The organism is Morganella sp. Je.2.23, from assembly GCF_051129855.1.
Classification (GTDB): Bacteria; Pseudomonadota; Gammaproteobacteria; order Enterobacterales; family Enterobacteriaceae; genus Morganella; species Morganella sibonii.
In genome coordinates this window covers 209,863-232,950 of sequence record NZ_JBCPSQ010000001.1, presented here as the reverse complement: position 1 = coordinate 232,950, position 23,088 = coordinate 209,863, and the positions used below count along the sequence as shown (strand labels likewise).

Annotated in this window: 22 protein-coding genes; 13 read left to right on the top strand and 9 right to left on the bottom strand. The window is 48.5% G+C overall.

Going from position 1 to position 23,088, the window contains the following annotated elements; all coding sequences use genetic code 11:
- Positions 1–6 precede the first annotated feature (6 nt).
- From hisIE to AAZR23_RS01095, 5 genes are all read left to right on the top strand, one after another.
- Positions 7–618: a bifunctional phosphoribosyl-AMP cyclohydrolase/phosphoribosyl-ATP diphosphatase HisIE gene (gene hisIE / locus AAZR23_RS01115; protein WP_052926186.1), complete on the top strand. Its 612-nt coding sequence runs from the start codon at positions 7–9 to the stop codon at positions 616–618.
- Between the two features lie 100 nt (positions 619–718).
- Entirely contained in the window at positions 719–1,207 is a 489-nt protein-coding gene (locus AAZR23_RS01110; RefSeq protein WP_032098885.1) for a YbaK/prolyl-tRNA synthetase associated domain-containing protein, read from the top strand.
- Positions 1,208–1,228: 21 nt separating this feature from the next.
- Positions 1,229–1,897 (top strand): hypothetical protein, encoded by a 669-nt coding sequence (locus tag AAZR23_RS01105; protein ID WP_046893798.1) that lies wholly within the window; start codon positions 1,229–1,231, stop codon positions 1,895–1,897.
- A 66-nt stretch (positions 1,898–1,963) separates the two neighbouring features.
- Positions 1,964–2,464, top strand: a complete 501-nt coding sequence (locus tag AAZR23_RS01100; RefSeq protein ID WP_434689990.1) for a hypothetical protein — start codon at positions 1,964–1,966, stop codon at positions 2,462–2,464.
- A 115-nt stretch (positions 2,465–2,579) separates the two neighbouring features.
- On the top strand, positions 2,580–2,981 hold the full coding sequence (locus tag AAZR23_RS01095) for a DUF1240 domain-containing protein (RefSeq protein ID WP_434689989.1): 402 nt from the start codon (positions 2,580–2,582) through the stop codon (positions 2,979–2,981).
- 28 nt (positions 2,982–3,009) lie between these two features.
- Here AAZR23_RS01095 and tssD read toward each other — a convergent pair whose 3' ends face one another.
- Both tssD and AAZR23_RS01085 read right to left on the bottom strand, forming a co-directional pair.
- Positions 3,010–3,486, bottom strand: coding sequence for a type VI secretion system tube protein TssD (tssD, locus tag AAZR23_RS01090; RefSeq protein WP_218427770.1), 477 nt, complete (start codon positions 3,484–3,486; stop codon positions 3,010–3,012).
- A 178-nt stretch (positions 3,487–3,664) separates the two neighbouring features.
- Entirely contained in the window at positions 3,665–5,302 is a 1,638-nt protein-coding gene (locus tag AAZR23_RS01085) for a Na+/H+ antiporter (RefSeq protein ID WP_107678189.1), read from the bottom strand.
- Between the two features lie 859 nt (positions 5,303–6,161).
- Between AAZR23_RS01085 and AAZR23_RS01080 the strand changes: the two genes are divergently transcribed.
- From AAZR23_RS01080 to AAZR23_RS01060, 5 genes are all read left to right on the top strand, one after another.
- On the top strand, positions 6,162–6,698 hold the full coding sequence (locus AAZR23_RS01080) for a fimbrial protein (RefSeq protein WP_046893796.1): 537 nt from the start codon (positions 6,162–6,164) through the stop codon (positions 6,696–6,698).
- A 118-nt stretch (positions 6,699–6,816) separates the two neighbouring features.
- A complete protein-coding gene (locus AAZR23_RS01075; RefSeq protein ID WP_166707291.1) occupies positions 6,817–7,545 on the top strand; it encodes a fimbrial biogenesis chaperone in 729 nt (242 codons plus the stop codon).
- A gap of 18 nt (positions 7,546–7,563) precedes the next feature.
- Positions 7,564–10,074 (top strand): fimbria/pilus outer membrane usher protein, encoded by a 2,511-nt coding sequence (locus AAZR23_RS01070; RefSeq protein ID WP_434689984.1) that lies wholly within the window; start codon positions 7,564–7,566, stop codon positions 10,072–10,074.
- On the top strand, positions 10,061–11,245 hold the full coding sequence (locus tag AAZR23_RS01065) for a fimbrial protein (protein ID WP_166707289.1): 1,185 nt from the start codon (positions 10,061–10,063) through the stop codon (positions 11,243–11,245). The genes AAZR23_RS01070 and AAZR23_RS01065 overlap by 14 nt, the downstream gene beginning before the upstream one ends.
- Before the next feature lie 82 nt (positions 11,246–11,327).
- A complete protein-coding gene (locus AAZR23_RS01060; RefSeq protein WP_434689981.1) occupies positions 11,328–11,759 on the top strand; it encodes a hypothetical protein in 432 nt (143 codons plus the stop codon).
- A gap of 54 nt (positions 11,760–11,813) precedes the next feature.
- Here AAZR23_RS01060 and AAZR23_RS01055 read toward each other — a convergent pair whose 3' ends face one another.
- Complete coding sequence (locus AAZR23_RS01055) at positions 11,814–13,385, bottom strand: TerC family protein (RefSeq protein WP_434689978.1); 1,572 nt, start codon at positions 13,383–13,385, stop codon at positions 11,814–11,816.
- A gap of 237 nt (positions 13,386–13,622) precedes the next feature.
- On the opposite strand from AAZR23_RS01055, the gene gndA reads away from it, so the two are divergent.
- The 3 genes from gndA to AAZR23_RS01040 all read left to right on the top strand — a co-directional run bounded on the left by gndA (position 13,623) and on the right by AAZR23_RS01040 (position 16,325).
- A complete protein-coding gene (gndA, locus tag AAZR23_RS01050; protein ID WP_434689976.1) occupies positions 13,623–15,035 on the top strand; it encodes an NADP-dependent phosphogluconate dehydrogenase in 1,413 nt (470 codons plus the stop codon).
- A gap of 78 nt (positions 15,036–15,113) precedes the next feature.
- Positions 15,114–16,001, top strand: a complete 888-nt coding sequence (locus AAZR23_RS01045) for a rhomboid family intramembrane serine protease (RefSeq protein WP_166707286.1) — start codon at positions 15,114–15,116, stop codon at positions 15,999–16,001.
- A 135-nt stretch (positions 16,002–16,136) separates the two neighbouring features.
- Positions 16,137–16,325 (top strand): hypothetical protein, encoded by a 189-nt coding sequence (locus AAZR23_RS01040; protein ID WP_046893789.1) that lies wholly within the window; start codon positions 16,137–16,139, stop codon positions 16,323–16,325.
- Positions 16,326–16,380: 55 nt separating this feature from the next.
- Here AAZR23_RS01040 and AAZR23_RS01035 read toward each other — a convergent pair whose 3' ends face one another.
- From AAZR23_RS01035 to apbC, 6 genes are all read right to left on the bottom strand, one after another.
- Positions 16,381–16,659, bottom strand: a complete 279-nt coding sequence (locus AAZR23_RS01035) for a riboflavin synthase (protein ID WP_218427761.1) — start codon at positions 16,657–16,659, stop codon at positions 16,381–16,383.
- 69 nt (positions 16,660–16,728) lie between these two features.
- A complete protein-coding gene (dcuC, locus tag AAZR23_RS01030; protein ID WP_046893788.1) occupies positions 16,729–18,117 on the bottom strand; it encodes an anaerobic C4-dicarboxylate transporter DcuC in 1,389 nt (462 codons plus the stop codon).
- A gap of 197 nt (positions 18,118–18,314) precedes the next feature.
- Complete coding sequence (gene asmA, locus AAZR23_RS01025; protein WP_218427757.1) at positions 18,315–20,174, bottom strand: outer membrane assembly protein AsmA; 1,860 nt, start codon at positions 20,172–20,174, stop codon at positions 18,315–18,317.
- 61 nt (positions 20,175–20,235) lie between these two features.
- A complete protein-coding gene (gene dcd, locus AAZR23_RS01020; protein WP_046893786.1) occupies positions 20,236–20,817 on the bottom strand; it encodes a dCTP deaminase in 582 nt (193 codons plus the stop codon).
- Positions 20,818–20,886: 69 nt separating this feature from the next.
- Positions 20,887–21,531 (bottom strand): uridine kinase, encoded by a 645-nt coding sequence (gene udk / locus AAZR23_RS01015; protein ID WP_025153374.1) that lies wholly within the window; start codon positions 21,529–21,531, stop codon positions 20,887–20,889.
- A 271-nt stretch (positions 21,532–21,802) separates the two neighbouring features.
- Entirely contained in the window at positions 21,803–22,915 is a 1,113-nt protein-coding gene (gene apbC, locus AAZR23_RS01010; protein WP_046893783.1) for an iron-sulfur cluster carrier protein ApbC, read from the bottom strand.
- Positions 22,916–23,088: the final 173 nt, after the last annotated feature.

Below are 23,088 nucleotides of genomic sequence, written 5' to 3'. Positions count from 1 at the left end.
CACACAATGCTCACGGAACAGGAAATTGCACAACTGGACTGGCAGAAAACCGGCGGCCTGCTGCCGGTTATTGTTCAGCACGCTGTCTCCGGCGATGTGCTGATGCTGGGCTACATGAACCGCGACGCACTGGACAAAACGATCAGCGAAAAACGCGTGACGTTTTATTCCCGCACCAAACAGCGGCTGTGGACCAAAGGGGAATCCTCCGGGCATTTTCTGAATCTGACCGACCTGTTTAAAGACTGTGATAATGACACGCTGCTCGCCCTGGTTTTACCGGTCGGCCCGACCTGTCATCAGGGTACCAACAGCTGTTTTGCACCGGCACAAACTGCCCAGGGTTTCCTGTATGAACTGGAATCTGTGATTAAATCCCGCAAAAACGCCGATCCGGACAGTTCTTACACCGCGCAACTCTATGCCGCCGGGACCAAACGGATCGCACAAAAAGTAGGTGAAGAAGGTGTGGAAACCGCACTGGCAGCGACTGTCCGCGATAAGGCGGAACTGACCTCTGAATCCGCCGATCTGCTCTATCACCTGCTGGTCCTGCTTCAGGATGCTGATCTGGATTTAGCCACCGTAATCGCAAAACTCCGCTCCCGTCACCGTTAATCCGAAAGCCGGGCAAATCCTTTTTTGCCCGCTGTTTTTGTTGCCGTAACATTCTATAATGGTCAGGATATTGGCAACAAATGCAGAGACTGTGAGTGATATGAACCCGATTTTTGAGAAACTGACCGCCCGGCTGGATGAACATAATGCCCGCTACCGCGTAGTGCACCATGCCTCCGCCGGGAAAACCGAAGAAGTCGCCAGAGTGCGCGGCACACACCACGGTCAGGGTGCCAAAGCACTGGTTTGTCATGTCAAAGGAAACGGTGTCCGTCAGTATGTCCTCGCGATTCTGCCTTCTGATCAGCAGGCGGATTTACAGGCACTGGCAAAAAAAACCGGCGGTACCCGTGCCTCTCTCGCCAGCCCGGCAGAGACGGCTGAACTGACACAATGTGTGTTCGGTGCTATCCCGCCGTTCAGTTTCCACCCCGATCTCCGTCTCGTTGCCGATCCGATGTTATTTGAGCGTTTCAGCGAACTGGCTTTTAATGCCGGCAGCCTGGAATGTTCGATCATTCTGAACACAAAGGACTACCAGCGGATTGCCGATCCTGAAACAGTATCGTTTGTCCGCCGTGAACTCTGATTTTTGCTTGGGAAGGCGCTTATGCAGGACGAACTCTTAGACTCTCTTTATTATCTGCTGTTACTCAGCCTGCTGCTGTATATGTCGCGACACCGCTGGCGCCGCTGGTTCAGAACACAGAAATCCCGCAGGCGTTTTGTCTCCTCTCCCGAGGAGGATGAGCAATCTCTGCGTCAGCAGCTGAGTGCGCCGTATCTTAACGGCAGTCAGTTTCATAAAACGGATCACTTTTTTGCGGTCAGCGCGCTGCTGCGCGAAGTGCTGATACATTATGAAGAAAAACAGATCCGGCTGAATGACAGCCTGTTCAGCCGGGAAGACAGTTATGAATTTACCTGTTTCGGCACACCGCTGCCGGCCCCGGCAACCGCCACGCTGGCAGAACGGCTGGCACTGCGGGATGATTTTCAGTATACCGCCGGTGAGTTACTCAGCCGCTACTGCATTACCTCCCCGGCCGGAAAACCGCTGAATCATCAAATCGGTCTGTGGATTGATATGCTCCAGTCTCTGCTGGATAGTGAGCTGGTTCTGCTGCTGGAAGAGAATAATCAGAAAGACCGGGACTGCCCGTCACTCCGGTTATCCGCAGAACAGGTTCACCACTGGCTTGATGAAATTAATGACACCATGACGCAAATCGCATCCCGGGTGTTGCAGGCACATACCCGCAGCAATATTGTGATGTAAAAAAGACCCGCTGCGCGGGTCTCAGATTGCTGACAAAGCAGGATAAAACGTGGTTTTTTCTGCTTTGTGTTATCGGCCGGAAGTGTTTATGAGCCAGGCCGCGTTTTCCGGATTATTAATGAGTTCAAAGATATCGGTATTAAAGCCACTGAATACGTCGGGAAAAATGGTAATGTTTATATCCGTCTGTCCGGTCATGCAGGCGTAAGAGCTTTCCTGAATGCAACGCGGTATTTAGCTGATAATCCGAAAATATTGTATATGGGCATGGGGACTCAAGGCCAGAATGCTGTTTCTGCAGGATCTACCCGGTTTTCTATTGTGTATTCTCTGGCTTACCGTGTCGCTGAACTGATATTTAAGGATGAATATACGCTGACGGATTTTTTTGTGAATGTGACGATGGATATGGCAAAGCTTGCGGTAAGTATGAAAGTAGGCGGAGTCGTAGTTGGTTACTTTGTGACGGCAGGGTATATCGCCAGCGGTAGTGTTATTGTTATATCTCTGAGAATATTTTTTGCAGGTCTTGTTATTTCTTATGGTTTATATAAACTTGATGATTAATTTGGAATAAGTGAATCTATTATCAGAGAGCTGAGAAAGCAGCGAAAACCACGATCTGATGGTGAAGGCCGATACCATGCTGATAATTTTTTCATGAACTTTGGCAGGAACAGTCGTGGATGAAATTAAACCAGTAAAAATGTATTTTGTTGCAACTATACTGCTTTTTTTTGTTGCACTTGGCGCATATGGTTCTATAACAAGTTATATTGAATACTTTCTTAAAAGTGAGACTGTGTCATTTTCATTTCAGGTTGGTGTTATTATTTTTGGCATTCCTTTTCTTGCCCGGGGTGCATATTTCCTTTTTATTTGCGGTTATCGTAAAACAAAACAAAAAGCAAATAATAAAATAAATAACGCATGTGTCGCGATAATGATATTTGGTATTGTTTTTAGTTTTATTTTTTCATTTTATGTTGAGTATGATTTAACATCACGCGGCTATGTAAAATGTTATAAAAAATCTATGTTAGCGCCAACTGAATATGTTATTTCAAAGGATATGTGCAAATAGCACATATCCTTTAACTTATCGTTGTCTGTTAAATCATTTCACTGTTAATGCTGTATGTTGAGGTGCTGGCTTTTGTATGTTCTCTTGAGATAGAGATATATCTCATTTTGACGCGCTGATAGGGGTCTTCGCTGCCCTCACTGATTAAGTTCGCATGAACATCATCAACATCAACCAGTGATACGCCGGTAAGTTTATATGTGGCGCAGACCTCAAGCTGTCCGTGCTGACTTGTCCGGTAGCATTTGAAGGTTGCTTCCAGAATCTCATTATTATCGACACAGGAGTAAAGCAGAGGAAATGCTTTATCTATCGGTTTCGTGAATATCAGCTCTTTATAGGCGGCATTTTGCGCCCGGAACGCCCCTGCGCTTAAATTAAGTATCAGAATTTCATTTTCATGTCCGGCCTGATAACGGTTACCTATTGAATCAACAGATGAACATCCTGCAGAAATCAGTCCCTGAATTTTACCGGTTAACGTCAAATAAATCGGATGTGCCATAACAACGTCCTTAGTCAGAAAACATGAACTTAACCTTAAGTTAAATTTCCTGTCAAGGCGAAGCCAATATGTCCGTCTTGTCACTGTATTCATCCGGTGTCCGGATTGCTGTTATTATGTTAGTCAACAGCCTGAAGACCCGCATGCAGCGGGTCTTCTGATCTTTTTTCTGCGGCGATCAGCGCAGAGCCAGTTTCAGTGCCTCTTCTTTCAGATCCAGTTCCTGCACCAGCCGTGTATAGGTGTGCTCACTGATATTCTTACTCTTACGCAGCTGTTTCAGCGCATCCCGCTCCGCCTGAAGGGCGTTCAGTGACATCCGCCGTTCCACACGGATGACATTCAGCCAGTCAAATCCGGCGGTCTGATCATCACTGTTACTGTCAAGATGACGGCCGTAGATCTCCAGCAGGTGAGTTCCCACTTCTGTCCGCAGTGTCATTTCATCAATGTCTTCCAGCGGCTCCGCCATCTGCACCCGCAGATTGTTCATCGCAGCTTCATTCAGGGTGAAACGGGCATTCAGCTCTTCATTATCATGCGGTAAGTCAGTATTCAGCCCTTTCGTCAGTACCGGCAGAGCAACCGCGGCAATCACCAGTGAAAACAGAATAACCCCCATCGCCAGGAAGATAGCCAGATCCCGGTGCGGGAACGGTGAACCATCATTCATCAGCATCGGCAGAGTCAGAATACCGGCGAGCGTAATCGCCCCGCGCACACCGGCTGTTGCCATAATCGCCATCAGGCGCAGATGCGGCATATCGGACTGTTTACCTTTGCGGCGCTGGCGGAAAACCGTCAGTGTCATAGCAATCCATACCCAGGCAAAACGCAGAACCGCCAGACCGAAGGTGATAATCACCACATACAGCAGTAATACCCACGGCGCAGAAGCCCCGGCATCCGCCGCCACCTGCGGCACTGCACGCCACATTCCGGGTAATTGTTCCCCCAGCAGAATAAAGATCATTCCGTTCAGTGCGACCTGCACGGTATCCCAGACCGCTTTGCTCTGCATGCGGGTTGCGGACTGCATACGGCCGACAATACGCTCATAGTGCATCGCAATACCGGCAGCCACCGCGGCCAGAATACCGGAGACTCCCAGGTGCTCCGCCGCCAGATAAGAGACAAACGGGATCAGCAGGCTGATCATAATCTGGATTGCCGGGTCTTCCCCGGTACGCTGCACCAGGAACTGGTTCACTTTCCCGATAAACATGGCAATCAGCAAACCGACCATAATGCCGCCCAGCGCCACCACCATAAACTTCCCGGCAGCTGACGGCAGAGAGAATGTCCCGGTCAGTGCAGCGGTTACCGCAAAACTGAAACACACCAGACCGCTGGCATCATTAAAGAGGGACTCCCCTTCCAGAATATGTGCCATACGGGACGGCAGCGGTGCATTGACCGTCATTGCCGCCACAGACACCGGGTCAGTCGGTGACAGAATCGCCGCCAGTGCAAAGGCAACTGCAAGGGAAACCGCCGGGATCAGCCAGTGGATAAACAGCCCCATACCGACAACCGTGAAGAACACCAGACCGATAGCCAGCGAGAAAATAGGTTTGATATCACTGAACAGCGCTTCCTTCGGAATACGCCAGCCGTCAAGAAACAGCAGCGGCGGGATAAAAAGGAACAGGAACAGGTGCGGCTCAAACGCCACATCAAAACCAAAAAGTGATAACCCTGCCCCAATAGCAATCTGGATGAAAGGTAACGGGATTTTATCCCGCAGCAGGCGGGAGATAAACACGCTGGCAATCACGGCCAGCAGAAAAACGAGGATCAGTGTAACGACAGACATAGGCGGTTTTTTATCCTTACAGAAATCTGATACATAACCACAATTCAGGGTTTGCAGGGTATACGATTGACAGTAAAAATAAAGCAGAGAAAGCGGGGAATGTAAAATTATTGTGTGTCAAAATCTGATCACCTGCGCTTCCTGAACATCCTCATTGCATAATTAACGCATAAGATAAGTAAAACCATCATTTTAACAACATGTTAGCTATTATCTTTTGTCATAAAAAAATAAATATTCTTTTTTAAAAAATGATTATTCATTCCGGATAATTAAAATAACCGGAATGGCCGGTAACAAATATCAGATAAATTAACTATTCAGTAATGACGATTAAAACCCTGCTGCAAAAACATCAGAAAATCCGGCAATGAAAAACAAACCTTCCGGTCTTATCCGGAAACATATTGTTATTATTTTATTTAAACGCAGGCAATCAATTGCGTGTTAAATATTGGTTATTAATACTTAGCTATATTCTAAATAAACAAAATAAGACGTGGTATTAGTACATGTATAGTTAACATTAACTGGTGTTATTTTTTCAGCAATCTTTTGTTATCAATGAGTTACGTATTATCACATTCCCGTGAGCATAAAGTTTTCTCGCCGATCCGCATCTATGTTTGTTTTGTAGCGCCACTATAGACTCAATTCAGTCATTTAAACCATTTGAAGCGATTCAGTCAGGATTTAAACTCTATAACAATGCACTTTTTTAGATAAAAAAATTACCAATTGGAAACTTGCGCCAGATCAATTTTAAGGGTGTAAGGGAGTGTGTTAGAGTATTTCCAAGTTAAGTTACTTACCCAAAAATATAACCAAATTCATTATTACGACGACGAGAAAGAATTCCATGAAAAAGATTAATTTAATTACTGCTATCCTGTTTACTGCTATTTCCGCAGGCGCTGTTGCCGCTGATGGTAAAATTACATTTAAAGGTGAAGTGGTAAAACAAAGCTGTGTAGTTGAAGGTGCAAATAAAGATAAAACAGTAACATTACCAAAAGTCAGTGCAAACGCATTACAGAATGTCGGTGATACCACCGGTACTACTCCGTTCACAATCGAATTATCCAAGTGTGCGGCGGCAGAGAGTGTGACTGACGTGGGTTTAAGTTTTGTCGGCCCTAACATTGATCTGACAACAAAAACACTGAATACCAAAGGTATTGGTGCAACAACTGCCAAAAATGTCAATATTGCGCTGTATAACCAGAATGACCAGTTTATTAAACTGGGTATGGATAAAGACAACCAGAATGTCGGTTTTACCAAATTAGCGGAAGGTAATGTTCAGTTAAACTATATTGCTAAGTATTATGCCGTAGGTGCTTCTGAGCCGGGTGTAGTAGAATCTAACGTTGATTTCGAAATTATTTATAAATAATCTTATATTATAAAATATAATGGAAATAGGGTGATGAATTTGTTCTAATCACCCTGTTTCCTTTTCTTTATTCCACTCATCAAAATAAGAGTATATAAGAGCGAATATGATTAAAAAGATGATAGCTGTCTTTCTGTCGTTGGTGGCTATTCCGGCAAGCGCTGCTATTGTGGTGACCGGAACCCGTTTTGTATATCCTTCCGATGATAAAGAAATATCCGTTAATATTGAAAACAGCGGTGAAAAAACAGCGCTGAGTCAGGTCTGGCTGACAACCGGTTTTTCCGAAAAACGTTCCGGTAAAGAGGTCACCAAAGCGGATATTGAAGATACCCCTTTTGTCGTTCTGCCGCCGTTATTTAAAATTAAACCGGGAAATGTGCAGACCGTCCGTATTCTGTATACCGGTGAACCGCTTCCTGCTGATCGTGAAACAATTTTTACCCTTAATATTCTGGATGTTCCGCCGAAAAGCAAAGCCGTTGAAAATAACCTGCAGATTTCTGTCTTATCAAAATTCAAACTCTTTTACCGCCCTTCTGCAATTGCCGGCGATTACAGCTCCGCCGCTGATAAAACGGACTGGACAATAACAAAACAAGGCGCGGATATCTGGCTGTCCGCCAAAAATAACAGTGCATTTTATATCACACCGGACAAAGCAAAAGTCATTGTTAATCAACAGGAATATGATGTTCAGCCCGGGCTTGCCATGATGGCGCCTTTCGGCGGCACCACACAGGCAAAAATAAACCGGTTAACGGCAGTTCCGTCATCCGCTGTCATTAAATTCAGCTATGTCAATGATTCCGGCGGCAGTTCAGACGCCGAAAAAACCGTAAATTAAGGTTGCCCGAAGAAACATATGCAATGGCCTGTTTATCTCTCTGCTATTATTTTTTCCGCCACACTGCCGTTTAGTGTGGCCTTTGCTGATGACGACGACGATTACGAATTTAACCCGGCCTTTATTAAAAATTATGCCGTCAGCGGAGATGTCGATTTACGCCGCCTGACCACCGATAATGACCAGATGCCGGGATTATACCGTACTGATGTTTATGTCAATGATCAGAATACCGGGAAATTCCTGATTAAGCTGGAGAATAATAAGTCCGGAAAATTGCAGGTCTGTTTAACTCCGGAATTGGTTAATTCAATGGGATTAATCAATTCTCTCGTTGATACCTTTCATGAACAGACAGAAAAACAGGATGAAAACGACTGCTTTTATTTATCTGATCTGATCCCTGAATCCGCATTTGAATTTATTTTCAGTAAACAACAACTGCATCTTTCTGTCCCGCAGCGGGATTTACTGAAACCGGTTCCGCCGGAAAGTAATCCGCTTAACTGGGATGAAGGTAAGTCTGTTATATTTACCAATTATTTTTATAATCGCTATACCACCCGCTCAGAAGGCTATTCCAATACCACCGATTCATTAACGCTTAATTCCGGCATTAATATTTCCAAATGGCGTTTCCGTAATGACAGTCAGATAAATAATGATAAATATACGGCGGTCATGACCTGGCTTGAACGGGATATTGATTCGATAAAAAGCAAACTGACACTCGGGGATTTTTATTCCGGTTCTGTTTTTTCCAACGGCAGTTCATTACGGGGTGTTCGTTTACGTAATGATAACAGCATGTTATCAAGCCGGGAAACCGGATATGCCCCGGTGATTCAGGGGATCGCCAAGACTCAGGCACAGGTAAAAGTGTATCTTGCGGATTCCGGAACAGAAATTTACAACACGGTTGTACCGGCCGGGCCGTTCGAAATCAGTGATCTCCTGCCGGTCTATTATTCCGGGGATCTGCTGGTCGATATTATTGAAGCCGACGGCAGCGTTCAGAAAATGCAGATTCCGGTGCAGAGCGGTTTATCCTTTACCCGTCCCGGTAAACTCGATTTCGATATCGGCGTGGGCAAACTGCGCTACCGTAATACCGTATTCGGTGACCCGGTAACCGATGCCTCATTACGTTATGGTGTCAGCAACCGGATTTCTGCCTCACTGGGAACGGTATTCAGTAACGATTATCTGTCCGGCGCCGCCGGAATGACCATCAATACCCCGGTGGGCGCCTTTAACGGCGAAGTGATCCACGCCAAAGCGACACTGAAAAATAATGATAAAACCCTTGAAGGGAATTCTTATAAACTCAGTTACAGCAAAACATTTCCGTCAACGGAAACCTATATCAACCTCTCTTCCATTCAGTTTGATACCAAAAACTATGTCAGCGTTTATAACGCGATGCAGATGAATCACGGCTATTTTCAGTATGATGAACAACAGCAGAATAATGCCTATAAACTGAAAACCCAGTACACCCTGTCGATGAGTCAGCGCCTGCCGTATAACGCAGGCAGTGTCAGTGTCAGCGGTTCAACGGCAGATTACTGGAACAGCAGCAAAACCAGTAAGCAATATACTATGTCTTATACCACGAGCGTGTATAGCGCAGGGGTGATCGCCTCTCTCCGGAAAACCGATAATCAGTATAACAACGACACGCTCTTTTCATTATCGCTGAGCATTCCGCTGTCTGCCGGAAATAACACCTATCTGACCGCCAATTATCTCAATGCCGGCGATAACCGGAATATCGGTGCCGGTGTCAGCGGCAGTCTCAGTGACGATCTTGATTACTCATTATCCGCCGGACAGGATCAATATGAAGATGAAACCAGCCGTTACGCCACTGCCGGCGGCCGTTATAAAACCGGTATTGCGGATTTCTCGGCGGATTACAGCCATTATCCTGACTCAAAAACATTAAATGTAAGCGCCTCTGGTGCGATTGTCGGCCACAGCGGCGGATTGCTTTTTGCCAACAGGCTGGGTAACTCCTTTGCCATTATAAAAGCGGAAGGCATTGAAAATGCGCAGGTGCTGGGAGCAGATACGCACACAAACAGCGCCGGTTATGCCATTCAGCCTAACCTCGTGCCTTACCGCAAAAATCTGGTCGGTATCGAAACCCGTGACCTGGGGCAGAATTACACCGTGGAAGAATCAAAACGCACGATTATTCCGCGTTCCGGCAGTGCAATATTTGTCGAACTCGATACCCGTATCGGTGCTCCGGTGGTACTGAAAACCCGGGATTCTCAGGGAAATATGTTACCGCTGGGTGCAACCGTGTACGGACCGGATAACGAGCCGCTGACGTTTGTCGGCCAGGGCGGAAAAATCTTCCTGAATCTGAATGAAAAAATGACAACGATCCGCGTGGATACCAGTGCCGCCGACGGGCAGCAATGTGTGATTGATCTGACTGAGATTAATCACAAATACCTGATGAATGATAAAGTGTCGGTCGTGACAGCGACCTGCGGGATAATTAATGATGAGAATTAAATCACTGCTTTTTTTCTTCGCCATGATAGTCAGCACGCAGGTGTCCGCTTTCAGTACAGTAACGGACATCAAAGGCCACGTTGCCCCCGTCTGGCGGGGTGCAAAAGATATCAAAGCCACGATAGGTGTCTTTAACTCCGGCAGCTACCGCTTTGGGGAACCTATCCGGAATACCAGCGGACAGCTGATTGAAACTGAGTATGTCCCGCATTTTCACTTAAGTTATTCATCCCCCCGCTTCCGCTGCACCCGGGGTGAAACCTATCGTGCTGCTGTCACAACTGAAGGTATCGGAATTATTCTGGGCGAAAAAGACGGATATGCCGTGCTTAAATCCAATATACCCGGCGTGGGTTACCGGCTGGATATCGGCGGGGAAATTTCCGGAAACTATGTTAACCCCTCAATTACCCGTTACAGTAAAATAGGCGTAAATGGGTCAACCGATATCGATCTTCCCTGCACATCACAAAGCCAGTTTGCACTGGGTGTCAAAGTCACGCTGGTCAGAACCGATGAACAACCGGATGACAGCCAGGGGCTTACGTTTTTACCGGTACATATAGCATCACCTTATCCGGTGGCTATTTCAGTTTATGACCCGGCAGGAAACCTGGTGCTGGACGGAAGATGGTCAATTCCGCTGAAAAAAACCAGTAACATCGCGGTTAAATACCTGAAAGAGTCCTGTCAGTACCGCTTTTCCAACCGCGAGCAGATTATCAGCCTCGGTAAAGTGTCTTCCGGTCAGTTTTCCGGTCCCGGCAGTACCGCCTACGGGCAAAACGGCCCGCAAACCGTGGATGTGTATATCGACTGCGGCGGCACTAACTTTATTCAGAATATCCGTGCCTCTGTTTTTGAAGGCGCCGGCGGTAATGAAGCCTCCGCCGCGCTGCGCCGTCAGGGAGTGCTGCTGAATAATCTGACCGGACAGAATGCCGCAAAGGGCGTCGGGGTTCAGGTACTGATCGATAATAATGCCAGGCCGCTCGGTACCGATATGCCGGCCTATATTGATGATGAAACTCAGTGGGATGTGGTAAAAGGCGGCGGAATTATCAAAGGTGTCTATCATTTTGCGGTCAGCGGACGTTATTATCAGACAGAGCCTCAGATTCGTGAGGGACTGATTCAGACTACTGCCGGATTTACCCTGATTTATCGCTGATGGCTGAATATATTTTTTATCAGGGTTCTGAATAGTCCGCCGATATTGATCATAATATATGACTGCAACGGATATCTTATTAATGAAAAAAATACTGCTGGCCGGTGTGATTGCCGCCTGCTCTGCCTCTGCTTATGCTGTCCCTGATACCTGGTCAATGGGGACTGCTCAGGGATTTACTGAATACAGTATCAGTAACGGAGCCGGTAATGCCGTCATTATCGCCTGCAACGAAGGTGCGGGGGAAGGCTATGACAACAGCGTGTCTGTTTACAGCAATGACCAGAGCCTTGACGGTGACATCTCTTTCCTGATTGATGATGAAGCCTATTATATTCCTGAAAACACCACGACCCGCAGTGGTGCTAATGCCTGGGTCAGTTTCACCTCAGCCATTACCCGGGCATCTGAATTTGAAGTGTATGTGAATAACAAACCGGCCGGGAAGTTTAAGCCCCGCGCCAAAAACAGTCAGAAAATCTTCTTTGATTTTGAATGTGCCCCGGTTGAATAACCAGCACGATATGATGATAACGCCGCTGTTTCCGGCGGCGTTATTATTTAACAGTTAGTCGTCACTGTCTTCCGGATTTTCCGGCAGCGTGATTTTCACACGGTTAATCCGGTGATTCTGAATTTCCAGCGGTTCAAACAGACAACCGTCAATACTGATCTGCTCACCCACTTTCGGCAGGCGCTGTAAATGTTCCATCAGCAATCCGGCCACAGTTTCATATTCCCGTTTTTCGTCCAGTGTCAGCGGAATATAATTGATCAGATCTTCCAGCGGCATAAAACCGTTGGTTATCCAGCTGTTATCATCCGTAAACTGAATATCATGACGGGCATCATTTTCAATACCGCTGACCGGCAGATTTCCGGCGATGGTTTCCATCACGTCCGTCAGTGTCACCACTCCTTCAACATAACCGAACTCATCCGCCACAAAAGCAAAGTGAGTCTGCGCCTGGCGGAACTGCTCCAGCGCTTTCAGTAATGACAACTGCTCCGGGAACACCAGCGGCTGTTTGATCAGCGCGTGCAGATCCAGCGTGTCCTGCTGTAAACGCTGATGCAGCAAATCAATCACATGCACCACCCCCAGCAGTTCATCATCATCCCCCGAGCCTTTAATCACCACCCGGGTATGCGGGTTTTTGGTCAGCAATGCGGCGATTTCATCACTGGTGGCATCAATCCGCAGCATTTCCACATCATGACGCGAGGTCATAATACTGTTGACGTTACGCTGAGACAGCCCCAGTACGCGGACAATCATCTGCCGCTCTTCCGGATCAAAAATATCCTGATTATCCGAAATCAAATCCGCAGTGCGGTTATCCAGCTCCGATGATTCACGTTTACCGCTCAGAATACGCAGTACTGCTTCCGCTGTACGCTGACGCAGGGAATTCCGCCCGCGCAGAAACTTACGGCGGTTAAACATCGCCACCTGATTGAGCATTTCAATCATGATGGAGAAACCGATCGCCGCGTAGAGGTAACCTTTCGGAATGTGATAGCCGAACCCTTCCGCCACCAGGCTGAAACCGATCATCAGCAGGAAGCTGAGACACAGGATAACGATGGTCGGGTGTTCATTGACAAAGCGGGTCAGCGGACGGCTGCCCCAGATCATCAGCAGCATTGCAATAACCACCGCAGTGACCATAACACCGATATGATCCACCATCCCGACTGCCGTGATCACGGAATCCAGAGAGAAGACCGCATCCAGCACGATAATCTGTGCCACCACCGCCCAGAATTTCGAGGTTTTCCGCTGCTGTCCGTCGTTATGCTCACCGCCTTCCAGCCGCTCGTTAAGCTCCATCGTGGCTTTGAAAAGCAGGAACAGTCCCCCGATCAGCATAATTAAGTCACGCGCACTGAATGCATGCCCGAACATCGTGAACATCGGTTTGGTCAGCGTGATAAGCCAGGAGAGACTGAACAGCAGAATAATACGCATGATCAGCGCACACAGCAGACCGGTTATACGGGCTTTGTCACGCAGCGCAGGCGGAAGTTTATCGGCAAGAATGGCAATGAAAACGAGGTTATCAATACCAAGAACAATTTCGAGTACGATTAATGTGGCCAGGCCGGCCCAAATCGACGGATCAGCGATCCATTCCATACGGTTAGTTTTACCTTTTATTCACACAGCTTATGCTGCACACGAAATAATGCGGATTGTCCGGCCAAATAGCAATAAAAAATTCCGCACTTTGCCGCTGTTCCTGTTGTGCGCAATGACGATACCGTTTGCATCAATCGCTACCACGCGGGCTTTACATGCGTTAAACTGTGACGAAATTAACAGTCAGCTAACGAAATCGTCGTTAGTCACGGGTCAATTCCTGAAGGAGTCTTCATGTCCAAACAACAAATTGGTGTTGTCGGTATGGCCGTTATGGGCCGTAACCTCGCACTGAATATCGAAAGCCGCGGTTATTCTGTTTCTGTTTTTAACCGCTCTTCTGATAAAACTGACGAAGTGATTGCTGAAAACCCGGGGAAAAAACTGGTTCCCAGCTACAGCATTGAAGAGTTTGTTGACTCCCTGGAAAAACCCCGCCGTATCCTGCTGATGGTCAAAGCCGGTGAAGCCACCGATAAAACCATCGCATCCCTCACCCCGCATCTCGATAAAGGTGACATTCTGATCGACGGTGGTAATACCTTCTTTCAGGACACCATCCGCCGTAATAAAGAACTGTCTGCACAGGACTTTAACTTTATCGGCACCGGTGTTTCCGGTGGTGAGGAAGGTGCGCTGAAAGGGCCATCCATTATGCCGGGCGGACAAAAAGAAGCTTACGAACTGGTTGCCCCGATCCTGAAACAGATTGCCGCGCAGGCTGACGGTGAGCCGTGTGTCACTTATATCGGTGCTGACGGTGCCGGTCATTATGTCAAAATGGTGCACAACGGTATCGAATACGGCGATATGCAGCTGATTGCCGAAGCATATTCTGTGATGAAAAATGCCCTCGGTATCAGCAATGATGAACTGGCATCGGTATTCAGCGAGTGGAATAACGGCGAACTGAGCAGCTACCTGATTGATATCACAAAAGATATCTTCCGCAAAAAAGATGAAGACGGCAACTATCTGGTCGATGTGATCCTCGATGAAGCAGCTAACAAAGGCACCGGTAAATGGACCAGCCAGAGCGCACTCGACCTCGGTGTGCCGCTGACGCTGATCACTGAATCCGTGTTTGCCCGTTATATCTCCTTCCTGAAAGACCAGCGCGTTGCGGCATCCAAAGTGCTGAAAGGACCAAAAACAGCAGCATTCAGCGGCGATAAAGCAGAATTTATTGAGAAAGTCCGCCGTGCCCTGTATCTGGGGAAAATCGTCTCTTACGCACAAGGCTTCTCACAGCTGCGCGTTGCTTCTGACGAATATAACTGGGATCTGAACTACGGCGAAATTGCGAAAATCTTCCGCGCCGGTTGTATCATCCGCGCCCAGTTCCTGCAGAAGATCACTGACGCTTATGCGGAAAACCCGGCACTGGCTAACCTGCTGCTGGCCCCTTACTTCACACAGATTGCCGATGAGTATCAGCAGGCGCTGCGTGACGTGGTCTGCTACGGTGTTCAGCACGGTATTCCGACACCAACCTTCTCTGCCGCTATCGCCTATTATGACAGCTACCGCAGTGCGGTACTGCCGGCGAACCTGATCCAGGCACAGCGTGACTATTTCGGTGCACATACTTATAAACGTACCGACAAAGACGGCGTGTTCCACACGGAATGGTTAGATAATAACTAATTCCTGATCTTTATTATGATCTGAAAAACCGCACAGACCAGACCGGTCTGCGCGGTTTTTAACTATCAGAGGTTCGGTATGACTGAATTAAAACAACAGGATAATAATCCGTGGGGAAAGGTCATTCTGCCCGCCAAACAGACCTTCCGGCTGTCTGCTATGCTGCTTACCCTGCTGTTAGTGCTGCTCAATACCGGCATTTATTTTTATCAGGAACTTTATGTCTCACCGCTGCCGTCGCGGGAAAGTAATCTTTTACTGTTTGGTGCCAATGTTTATCAACTGTCACTGACCGGTGACTGGTGGCGTTATCCGATCAGTATGATCCTTCACGCCGATATATTTCATCTGGTACTCAATTGCCTGGCGCTGTTTGTTATTGGTATTAACTGCGAAGCGCTGTTCGGTAAATTCAGAATGCTGGTTATTTATGTGGTTTCCGGTATCAGTGCCTCATTATTCAGCGCCCTTTGGCAATCAACAGAATTTAATACAGAACAATCATTTTATTTATACGCACACACGGTGTATATCACCGTCAGTGTCGGTGCATCCGGCGCCATTATGGGCATTGCAGCCGCAACAGTGATATTTCTGATTAAAGAGGGATTTAACCCGGCGCTGCCGGCAGATGTCCGCGCATTGTACTCACGTAACCGGTTGTCTGTCGGTGCTATGATCGTGCTGACACTGGTTAACGGAATGCAGGCGGGGACTGACAATATCGCGCACCTCAGCGGTGCGGCTACCGGCGTGGTACTGGCGCTGGCATACCTGGTATTTACGGCGAAAACCCCGGCAGGTAAGCGGATTTATTCACTCTGTATCTCAGTATCGGTAATTTTACTGCTTGTTTTTGTTATCAGAGCGGTTTCGTTTTCCGATAATCCGCGCCTGATAAATGAACGGGCATTTATATTACAGGAAATGAATAATGAATCTTCCGCCGGATTGACGGCGGAATAATTCAGAACTGTGAACAGAAACAAATTTAAAATATATGCGGCGAAAAGAGAGTGAAATGATTGATTCTGGTCACATTAATCTCACCGTTAAATCGCTATGGTGATTAAACGATTAATGACATAAGCAGGTGATGATATGGATTATTGGTTTGTATCGTACAAAGTGCGCGCCCGTAACGGAGACACTTTACAGGGACATCAGATCACAGAAACTGAAGCCGGTGTGTCACCCCGGGATGCATTAGAAGAAGCCACTCAGAAAATCGCCGACGAGTCACAGGCCGACCTGCGTTCAGTCCGCATTATTGCATTTAACCGCGTGTAATTAACTCCCCCTTATAAAGCGAAACCCCGTCAGATACGGGGTTTTTTTACTGCTTTTATACCGCCACTTTTTCGATATTGACCTTATCGCCGATTGCTAATCGCCCGAGAGCCGTTTTCAGCAGTGTATCAGTGAAAAGATAAAAACCGACATGGCTGTTATCAATTGCCGCCACCGTCAGACAGCAGCCGTTATACGACACGGAATCACCAATCGTCAGTCCCGGTAATAATTCTGCAGGAAACTGCACAATATGAATCAGATGATCATTGTTTTCTTCAATTTTTAAAATCAGTGCCGTGCCCTGCACAACCCCGGTAAAAATCTTATCCAAAGCCAACCTCACACTTTCCGTATTGATACAAAAAAGCCGCAGCGGATAACCGGTGCGGCTTATCGCGTTTTACAGTGTAACCGGCACCAGGAACTCAGTGGCGGCAATCACGACCAGCAGGCCGACGAGCACCGGAACCGATGTCCGTTTCACCACTTCAAATGGTGAAATTTTCGCCATACCGGCAACCGCAACCACCACACCGGAAACCGGTGACATCGTACGGCCCAGGTTGGACGCCTGTAACATCGGGATCACCAGGTAGGCCGGGTTGATACCCATCTGCTGTGCCAGACGCGGGATCAGCTCGACAAATGCGTAGAATGGTGCGTTACCGGAACCGGTGGTCATCGCCGCCAGCATAGTAATAATCACCAGTGCAATCATCATCACGATAGCACCTGAACCGAAAGACTGCGCCAGGTCGATAAGACCGGAAATAAAGCCGACGGTGCTCAGACCCTGGGCGAACACACCTGCCGCAACCAGCAGCATAACCACGGTTGCAAAGGCATCCGCCATACCGCGGTAGCAGACATCCAGTCCTGCATACACTTTTTTGCCGTCAAAACCACGGACAAATTCAATAATGGCAGAAAGAATAATACAGCCGACAATAATCGTGATGATATGTAATTCAGGCAGCACGATGTGACTCAGGAAACCAATGCTGAACGGCTTACCATCAAACAGCAGAACACCGATGATCGGCATAAACGGCAGAATGGCGTAGAACTTAGGTGCATTGGTGGTAATTTCTTTGACATCCAGGATTTCAGATTTGATATCTTCTTTGCGATCCAGGAAACGCTGCCAGAAATAGTGGGCAATCGCCATAGACACAATCGCCACGATAGAAATCGGCAGTGTCAGGCTGAAAGCGAACTCTTTCAGCGGAATCATAGAGGCTTCCGCCGCAATCACCACGTCACCGGAGGTCGGTGCCAGGATAATCGCCGCCGGAGACGCACAGATAGCCGCAGCCGCACCACGGCTGATCCCCACGTTCACCATGACCGGGAACAGGGTTGCCATCAGTAACACGCCCAGACCGGTAGCCGAAGATACCGCCAGAGACATCAGACAGGCAATAAAGTAGGCAACAATCATCAGCAGATACGGGGAGTTCACGACCTTCAGCGGTTTGGAGACCATTTTGATCACCACATCGTTGGCACCGATATGGGTCATATAAGCCGCAAAACCGCACAGTACCATGATCATCATACCGAGGTCGCCGCCGCGGTTCATCAGCAGGTACTTCACATACTCAATAATGTTTGTCGGTCCCCAGCCGGTGGAGGTGGCGGCGGACGGCAGGATATTTTTTCCCATCATGACACTGATGATCAGAAGCAGTAAGCCCCCGACCATCAGCACCCCTGTTGCTGAATACCCTTTAATAATATAGCGCCCGACGCCGACGGCGACGACAGCACCAATGAGAAGGTCTAACATTTCTGCTCCTGTCTGGTATTTTTATTTATAAAAATGATTAATGCACTGTGCCGAAAACCGGAGTGAGATTAAATGATATGTGTCAATGAACCTTGGTTATTACCCGTATCATTTATGTATTCCGGCCTTCTGCATTAAAAAAGCAGTGACAATATAAATTATCGTCACTGCTCTGTTTGTATAAATTGTCCGCGAATTTATAACCGGTTAATTAAGGATTCCACAGCGTTGAGATCCCGCCCGGTTTTTTCATTCAGCAACTCTCCGGCTGCCTGTTTTACCCGCTGCTGTAACTGATTACGCAGCAGGGTTTCCACTTCAAATTTATACTGAATATTATCCCAGTCACCGAACAGCACAACCGGAATACGGATGGATTGCAGCCAGGTCACCAGATCGTTGGTTTTCCCCCAGCCTTTTAAGATCTGAACACCCAGGTTCACATCCAGATTCTGTTTCACCAGATTGGTCCGCCCGCTGCCGGTAATATTAAAGGCATCGGATACCGCCAGAATTTTACTGATTTTTACTTCGCCGTTATTCAGCGTACCGATAGCTTCCAGTTTTTTCGCTTCGGTCATGGCATCCATGGATTGCGGCTGAGCCACTTTGTCAGTTGCCTGGGAAAGTGACTGCTGGATCAGATACGGAATATTCAGACCAAGCAGCTTAACATCAGTAATTGTCAGTGCCACATCACCGCGCCAGTTATTTAATACCGCGTCCTGGTCATAACCGGTGCCGCGCAGATCACCGTCAAAGCTCAGACGACCGGTGAATTTTTCCGGCATTTTAAACGCCGTCAGCAGTGGTTTTACATCAATATTCTGCAGCAATGGTTTAATACGCAGCTGCGCCGGGACCTTTTCGGAATAAATCGTCATCGGCAGTGAGAAACGGCCGCCGAATACGTTACCGGTCATTTTGGAAATTTCAGTGATACTGCCACGGTTCTCTGCTTTCACCGTCAGCTGGCCGATCTCCATCCCCTGATAAATCAGGGAATCCACATTCAGCGCCAGCGTGGCATTGAAGTGATTCATAAAGGTCAGGTCATATTTATCCGCGTTACTGCCGGTCGTGATCACCGCCGGTTTGGTGGCAACCGGTTTTTCCCCGTTTTCTGAATGCACGGCACGCTCATAACCGAGCAGGTTATCCAGATTCAGTTTTGAGGAGGCCAGCTGGATATCATAACGCGGGGTTTCACCAAGCGCCGCTTCGATTGTGCCGCTGAGCTGGCTTTCGTTCGCGCTCAGTTTCAGGTTTTCCAGAATCAGGGACTGAGGCGCCTGACCGACGGCTTCGTGCCAGGTATAGGTCGTCGTACCGTTACCGTTGATGCCGTTGGCATACAGACCGGCACCGGACAGGCGGTAATTCAGACGGTTAATATTGCCGCTGACCTGTACCGGATACTGGGAAAGGTCGATATCAGAACTCAGGCTGAAAGAGAGCTCCTGCTGATTACGCAGAATATTGCTGTTCAGCGCTATCACATAGCGTTCAGGGGTATTGCGTTCGAGAGAGAAGTTAATGTCACGCATGTTAATCTGCGTACCGTCCTGAGCCTGCCAGACCAGCAGACTGTTGGCAATACGGATGCGATCCACATCAAACGACCATTTATTTCCCTGCTCAACCGGTACCGGTCTGGCTTTCTGGTTACCCGGGGCCACAGGGACGCTTTTCTTCTCCTGTGATTCGGTTTCAGGCAGGATTTTCAGCAGTGCGCCGTCAAGCATCACTTCACGGACAGATAACTGGTGTGATAACAGCGGCCAGAGCTCAACATCAAGACGCATATTTTCTGCCGTCACCACCGGTTCAGCGGCATCCGGTGCGGTCAGTGTCATTTTACCGGTGATGATGCTCAGTTTCGGCCAGACATGCCAGCGCATATCATCTTTCATTACCAGTTCGTAACCGGTGTCTTCCTTCACCTTGTTAACGATATAATCGCGAAAATCATTCGGGTTCACCAGCAGGATTAAGGCCGCAAGGCCCGCCGCCACAACGACAAGCAGAATAATCAGCGTGGTGAAAAATCGTTTCATAATCCCTGTTCCTTTCCCATTCTCTGTTGAACCCGCTGACGGACAGTTCTCTGTCCGCCGTTTAATCTTCGCTGATACGGCTGCCCACAGCTCCCTGCTGATTTTTATATTTCGCATCGCTGCGGCGGTTATACGGCCGGTCAGCGGAGCCGGATAACGGCTCAAAACTCAGGGCGCCGATCACCATGCCCGGACGTAATGCCAGAGGTAACTTACCTGAGTTATAAAATTCCAGCACGATTTGCCCGTGCCAGCCCGGATCGATCCGGTGTGCGGTGACGTGCACCATCAGACCGAGACGTGCCAGTGATGAACGCCCGTCCAGCCAGCCGACCATGTTATCCGGCAGCGTGACAGATTCCAGTGTTACCGCCAGTGCCAGTTCTCCCGGATGCAGGTAAAACACTTCATCTTCTGTCAGGGTGATTTCATCACTCATGACATTTTCCAGCGCCGCATTCACTTCTTCTTTCGGGCCGCTGAGATCAATATACGCTGCCGTATGGCCCCGGAATACCCGGAACTGATGTCCGAGACGGACATCCGCAGTCGCCCCGTTAATCCGCTCAACCGGCGGACGCGGGGAAATGGTCAGTCTGCCGTCATCAAGCCACTGAATAATGTCACGGTCACAAAGTCGCATGGTATCATCCTTCTTAAACTCAGCGTTTATCACCGGCGGATAAACGCGGGTTAATTCGTTGTCGGCGGCTTACTCGCAGAACTGACTGATTTTAGCTTTCAGAATATCAATCGCCACGCGGTTTTTACCGCCCCGCGGCACTATGATATCAGCATATTGTTTTGTTGGTTCAATAAATTGCAGGTACATCGGACGTACGGTTTTATTGTACTGTGCAATAACGGAATCCAGCGTGCGTCCGCGCTCATTCACATCGCGGCGGATGCGGCGCATCAGGCAGATATCCAGCGGGGTATCGACGAAAATGGAGAAGTCCATCTGTTCGCGCAGACGTTTGTCTGTCAGCAGCAGAATCCCCTCAAGAATAATTACCCGTTTCGGGCTGAACAGAACAGATTCCGGCTTGCGGGTATGTTCTGCATAATCATACTGTGGTAACTGAATAGACTTACCTGATTTCAGTGCTTTCAGATGCTGTAACAGCAGTTCGTGATCCATAGAGCCCGGATGGTCATAGTTGACCTTGATGCGCTCTTCCATCGGCACATCGCTCTGATCTTTGTAGTAGCAGTCTTCCGGAATCACACCGATATTGTGATCGCCCACCTGAGCACGTAACTCATGATAAAGCGTATTGGCAATCAGACTTTTTCCTGACGCGGATGCGCCGGTGATACCGATGATAGTGCACTGCTGCTGTGCTGTGTCAGCCATAATAGAAATAACCCGGTTTGAAAATAGGAGAGAAAAAAACCGAAACGATCTGCTGCGGCCTTTTTTGGTGCTTATCCGGCCGGGAGTAACAAAACGTGTCTGCCCGGCGCTGAATTATAGGGAGTAACGGCGCGAGATTCCAGCAGAATCGGGCATCCGGCCTCATTATTTCGGGGTAACCGCTCTTACTGCTGCCATAAAAAAAGACCGGCACATTACTGTGCGGGCCTTTTTTACTTTCCGGATGCGCCGGAGCAGACATAAACCCCGCTTATACTGCGCGGAAAGCGATTTCTGTCGGGATCTTATCCCCTTCCCAGAACATTTCTGCCGTCACATTGACCGCGATCTCACGGTAGATATCCGCAAACTCACCGTCCGGGTCACGCATCACTGTCGGCTGGCCGCGGTCGAGGTCTTCACGCAGCGAAATATGCAGCGGCACCTGTCCCAGCAGTTTAGTGTGATAGCGTTCCGCCAGTTTCTCTGCCCCGCCGGTGCCGAAAATCGGCTCGACATGACCGCAGTTACTGCAGATGTGGGCACTCATGTTCTCCACAATGCCCAGAACCGGTACGTTCACTTTCTTGAACATGACGATACCTTTCATCGCATCCACCAGCGCGATATCCTGCGGAGTGGTCACCACCACCGCACCGGTGACAGGAATGTTCTGCGAGAGTGTCAGCTGGATATCCCCGGTGCCCGGCGGCATATCGATGACCAGATAATCCAGATCCGGCCACAGGGTGTCCTGTAACATCTGCATCAGGGCTTTACTGGCCATCGGGCCGCGCCAGACCATGGCGTTATCATCAGTGACCAGATAACCGATAGAGTTGGAAGCCAGACCGTAGGCCATGATCGGAGCCATATGCTGGCCGTCCGGTGAAGTCGGACGCTCTTTGGTGGTACCCAGCATGTTCGGGATGGACGGGCCGTAAATATCCGCATCGAGGATACCGACTTTTGCCCCTTCCGCTGCCAGTGCCAGCGCGAGGTTCACCGCGGTGCTGGATTTACCCACACCGCCTTTGCCCGAGCTGACCGCCAGAATATTGCGGACACCGTTAATGCCCGGCAGATCATTGGCGCGGCGCAGTGTCGCGATATCATGGCGCAGTTTCCAGTCCACCGCCGCCGCACCGGTCACTTTACGTAATTCTTTGGTTTTTGCTTCAATCAGTGCTTCAAACGGACGCTTCCAGACAAACGGCATCACCAGCTCAACATGCAGCACATCATCCAGCATCGCGCAGTGATTCAGCGCTTTGATGGCAATCAGATTGCGTTTGAGTGTCGGATGCTCAAATGTCGCCAGTACCTGTGCGACCTGTTCGTTCAGCAATTCAGGGTTCATCTCCCCGGGGGATTTCGCATTCATCCCGGCTCCTTAGATTTATCATTTTTATTGCCTGTAACTATCGGCATCAATGATAGCAGAAGCCAACTGATTAATTTAGTCATTCCGCGCAAACCCGCACAAAACAAATCCCCTGCAACCGGCAGGGTTATCACCGGATACTCACCGCAGAAAAAAGTCCGGAAAACCACACA

Bases quoted from the DNA above. Each gene is read 5' to 3' on its own strand.
- gndA (WP_434689976.1), top strand. From the start codon at position 13,623: ATGTCCAAACAACAAATTGGTGTTGTCGGTATGGCCGTTATGGGCCGT.
- AAZR23_RS01080 (WP_046893796.1), top strand. From the start codon at position 6,162: ATGAAAAAGATTAATTTAATTACTGCTATCCTGTTTACTGCTATTTCC.
- tssD (WP_218427770.1), bottom strand. From the start codon at position 3,486: ATGGCACATCCGATTTATTTGACGTTAACCGGTAAAATTCAGGGACTG.
- AAZR23_RS01075 (WP_166707291.1), top strand. From the start codon at position 6,817: ATGATAGCTGTCTTTCTGTCGTTGGTGGCTATTCCGGCAAGCGCTGCT.
- AAZR23_RS01070 (WP_434689984.1), top strand. From the start codon at position 7,564: ATGCAATGGCCTGTTTATCTCTCTGCTATTATTTTTTCCGCCACACTG.
- dcd (WP_046893786.1), bottom strand. From the start codon at position 20,817: ATGCGACTTTGTGACCGTGACATTATTCAGTGGCTTGATGACGGCAGA.
- AAZR23_RS01040 (WP_046893789.1), top strand. From the start codon at position 16,137: ATGGATTATTGGTTTGTATCGTACAAAGTGCGCGCCCGTAACGGAGAC.
- dcuC (WP_046893788.1), bottom strand. From the start codon at position 18,117: ATGTTAGACCTTCTCATTGGTGCTGTCGTCGCCGTCGGCGTCGGGCGC.
- asmA (WP_218427757.1), bottom strand. From the start codon at position 20,174: ATGAAACGATTTTTCACCACGCTGATTATTCTGCTTGTCGTTGTGGCG.
- AAZR23_RS01085 (WP_107678189.1), bottom strand. From the start codon at position 5,302: ATGTCTGTCGTTACACTGATCCTCGTTTTTCTGCTGGCCGTGATTGCC.
- AAZR23_RS01065 (WP_166707289.1), top strand. From the start codon at position 10,061: ATGATGAGAATTAAATCACTGCTTTTTTTCTTCGCCATGATAGTCAGC.
- hisIE (WP_052926186.1), top strand. From the start codon at position 7: ATGCTCACGGAACAGGAAATTGCACAACTGGACTGGCAGAAAACCGGC.
- AAZR23_RS01105 (WP_046893798.1), top strand. From the start codon at position 1,229: ATGCAGGACGAACTCTTAGACTCTCTTTATTATCTGCTGTTACTCAGC.
- AAZR23_RS01055 (WP_434689978.1), bottom strand. From the start codon at position 13,385: ATGGAATGGATCGCTGATCCGTCGATTTGGGCCGGCCTGGCCACATTA.
- AAZR23_RS01110 (WP_032098885.1), top strand. From the start codon at position 719: ATGAACCCGATTTTTGAGAAACTGACCGCCCGGCTGGATGAACATAAT.
- AAZR23_RS01060 (WP_434689981.1), top strand. From the start codon at position 11,328: ATGAAAAAAATACTGCTGGCCGGTGTGATTGCCGCCTGCTCTGCCTCT.
- udk (WP_025153374.1), bottom strand. From the start codon at position 21,531: ATGGCTGACACAGCACAGCAGCAGTGCACTATCATCGGTATCACCGGC.
- apbC (WP_046893783.1), bottom strand. From the start codon at position 22,915: ATGAATGCGAAATCCCCCGGGGAGATGAACCCTGAATTGCTGAACGAA.
- AAZR23_RS01045 (WP_166707286.1), top strand. From the start codon at position 15,114: ATGACTGAATTAAAACAACAGGATAATAATCCGTGGGGAAAGGTCATT.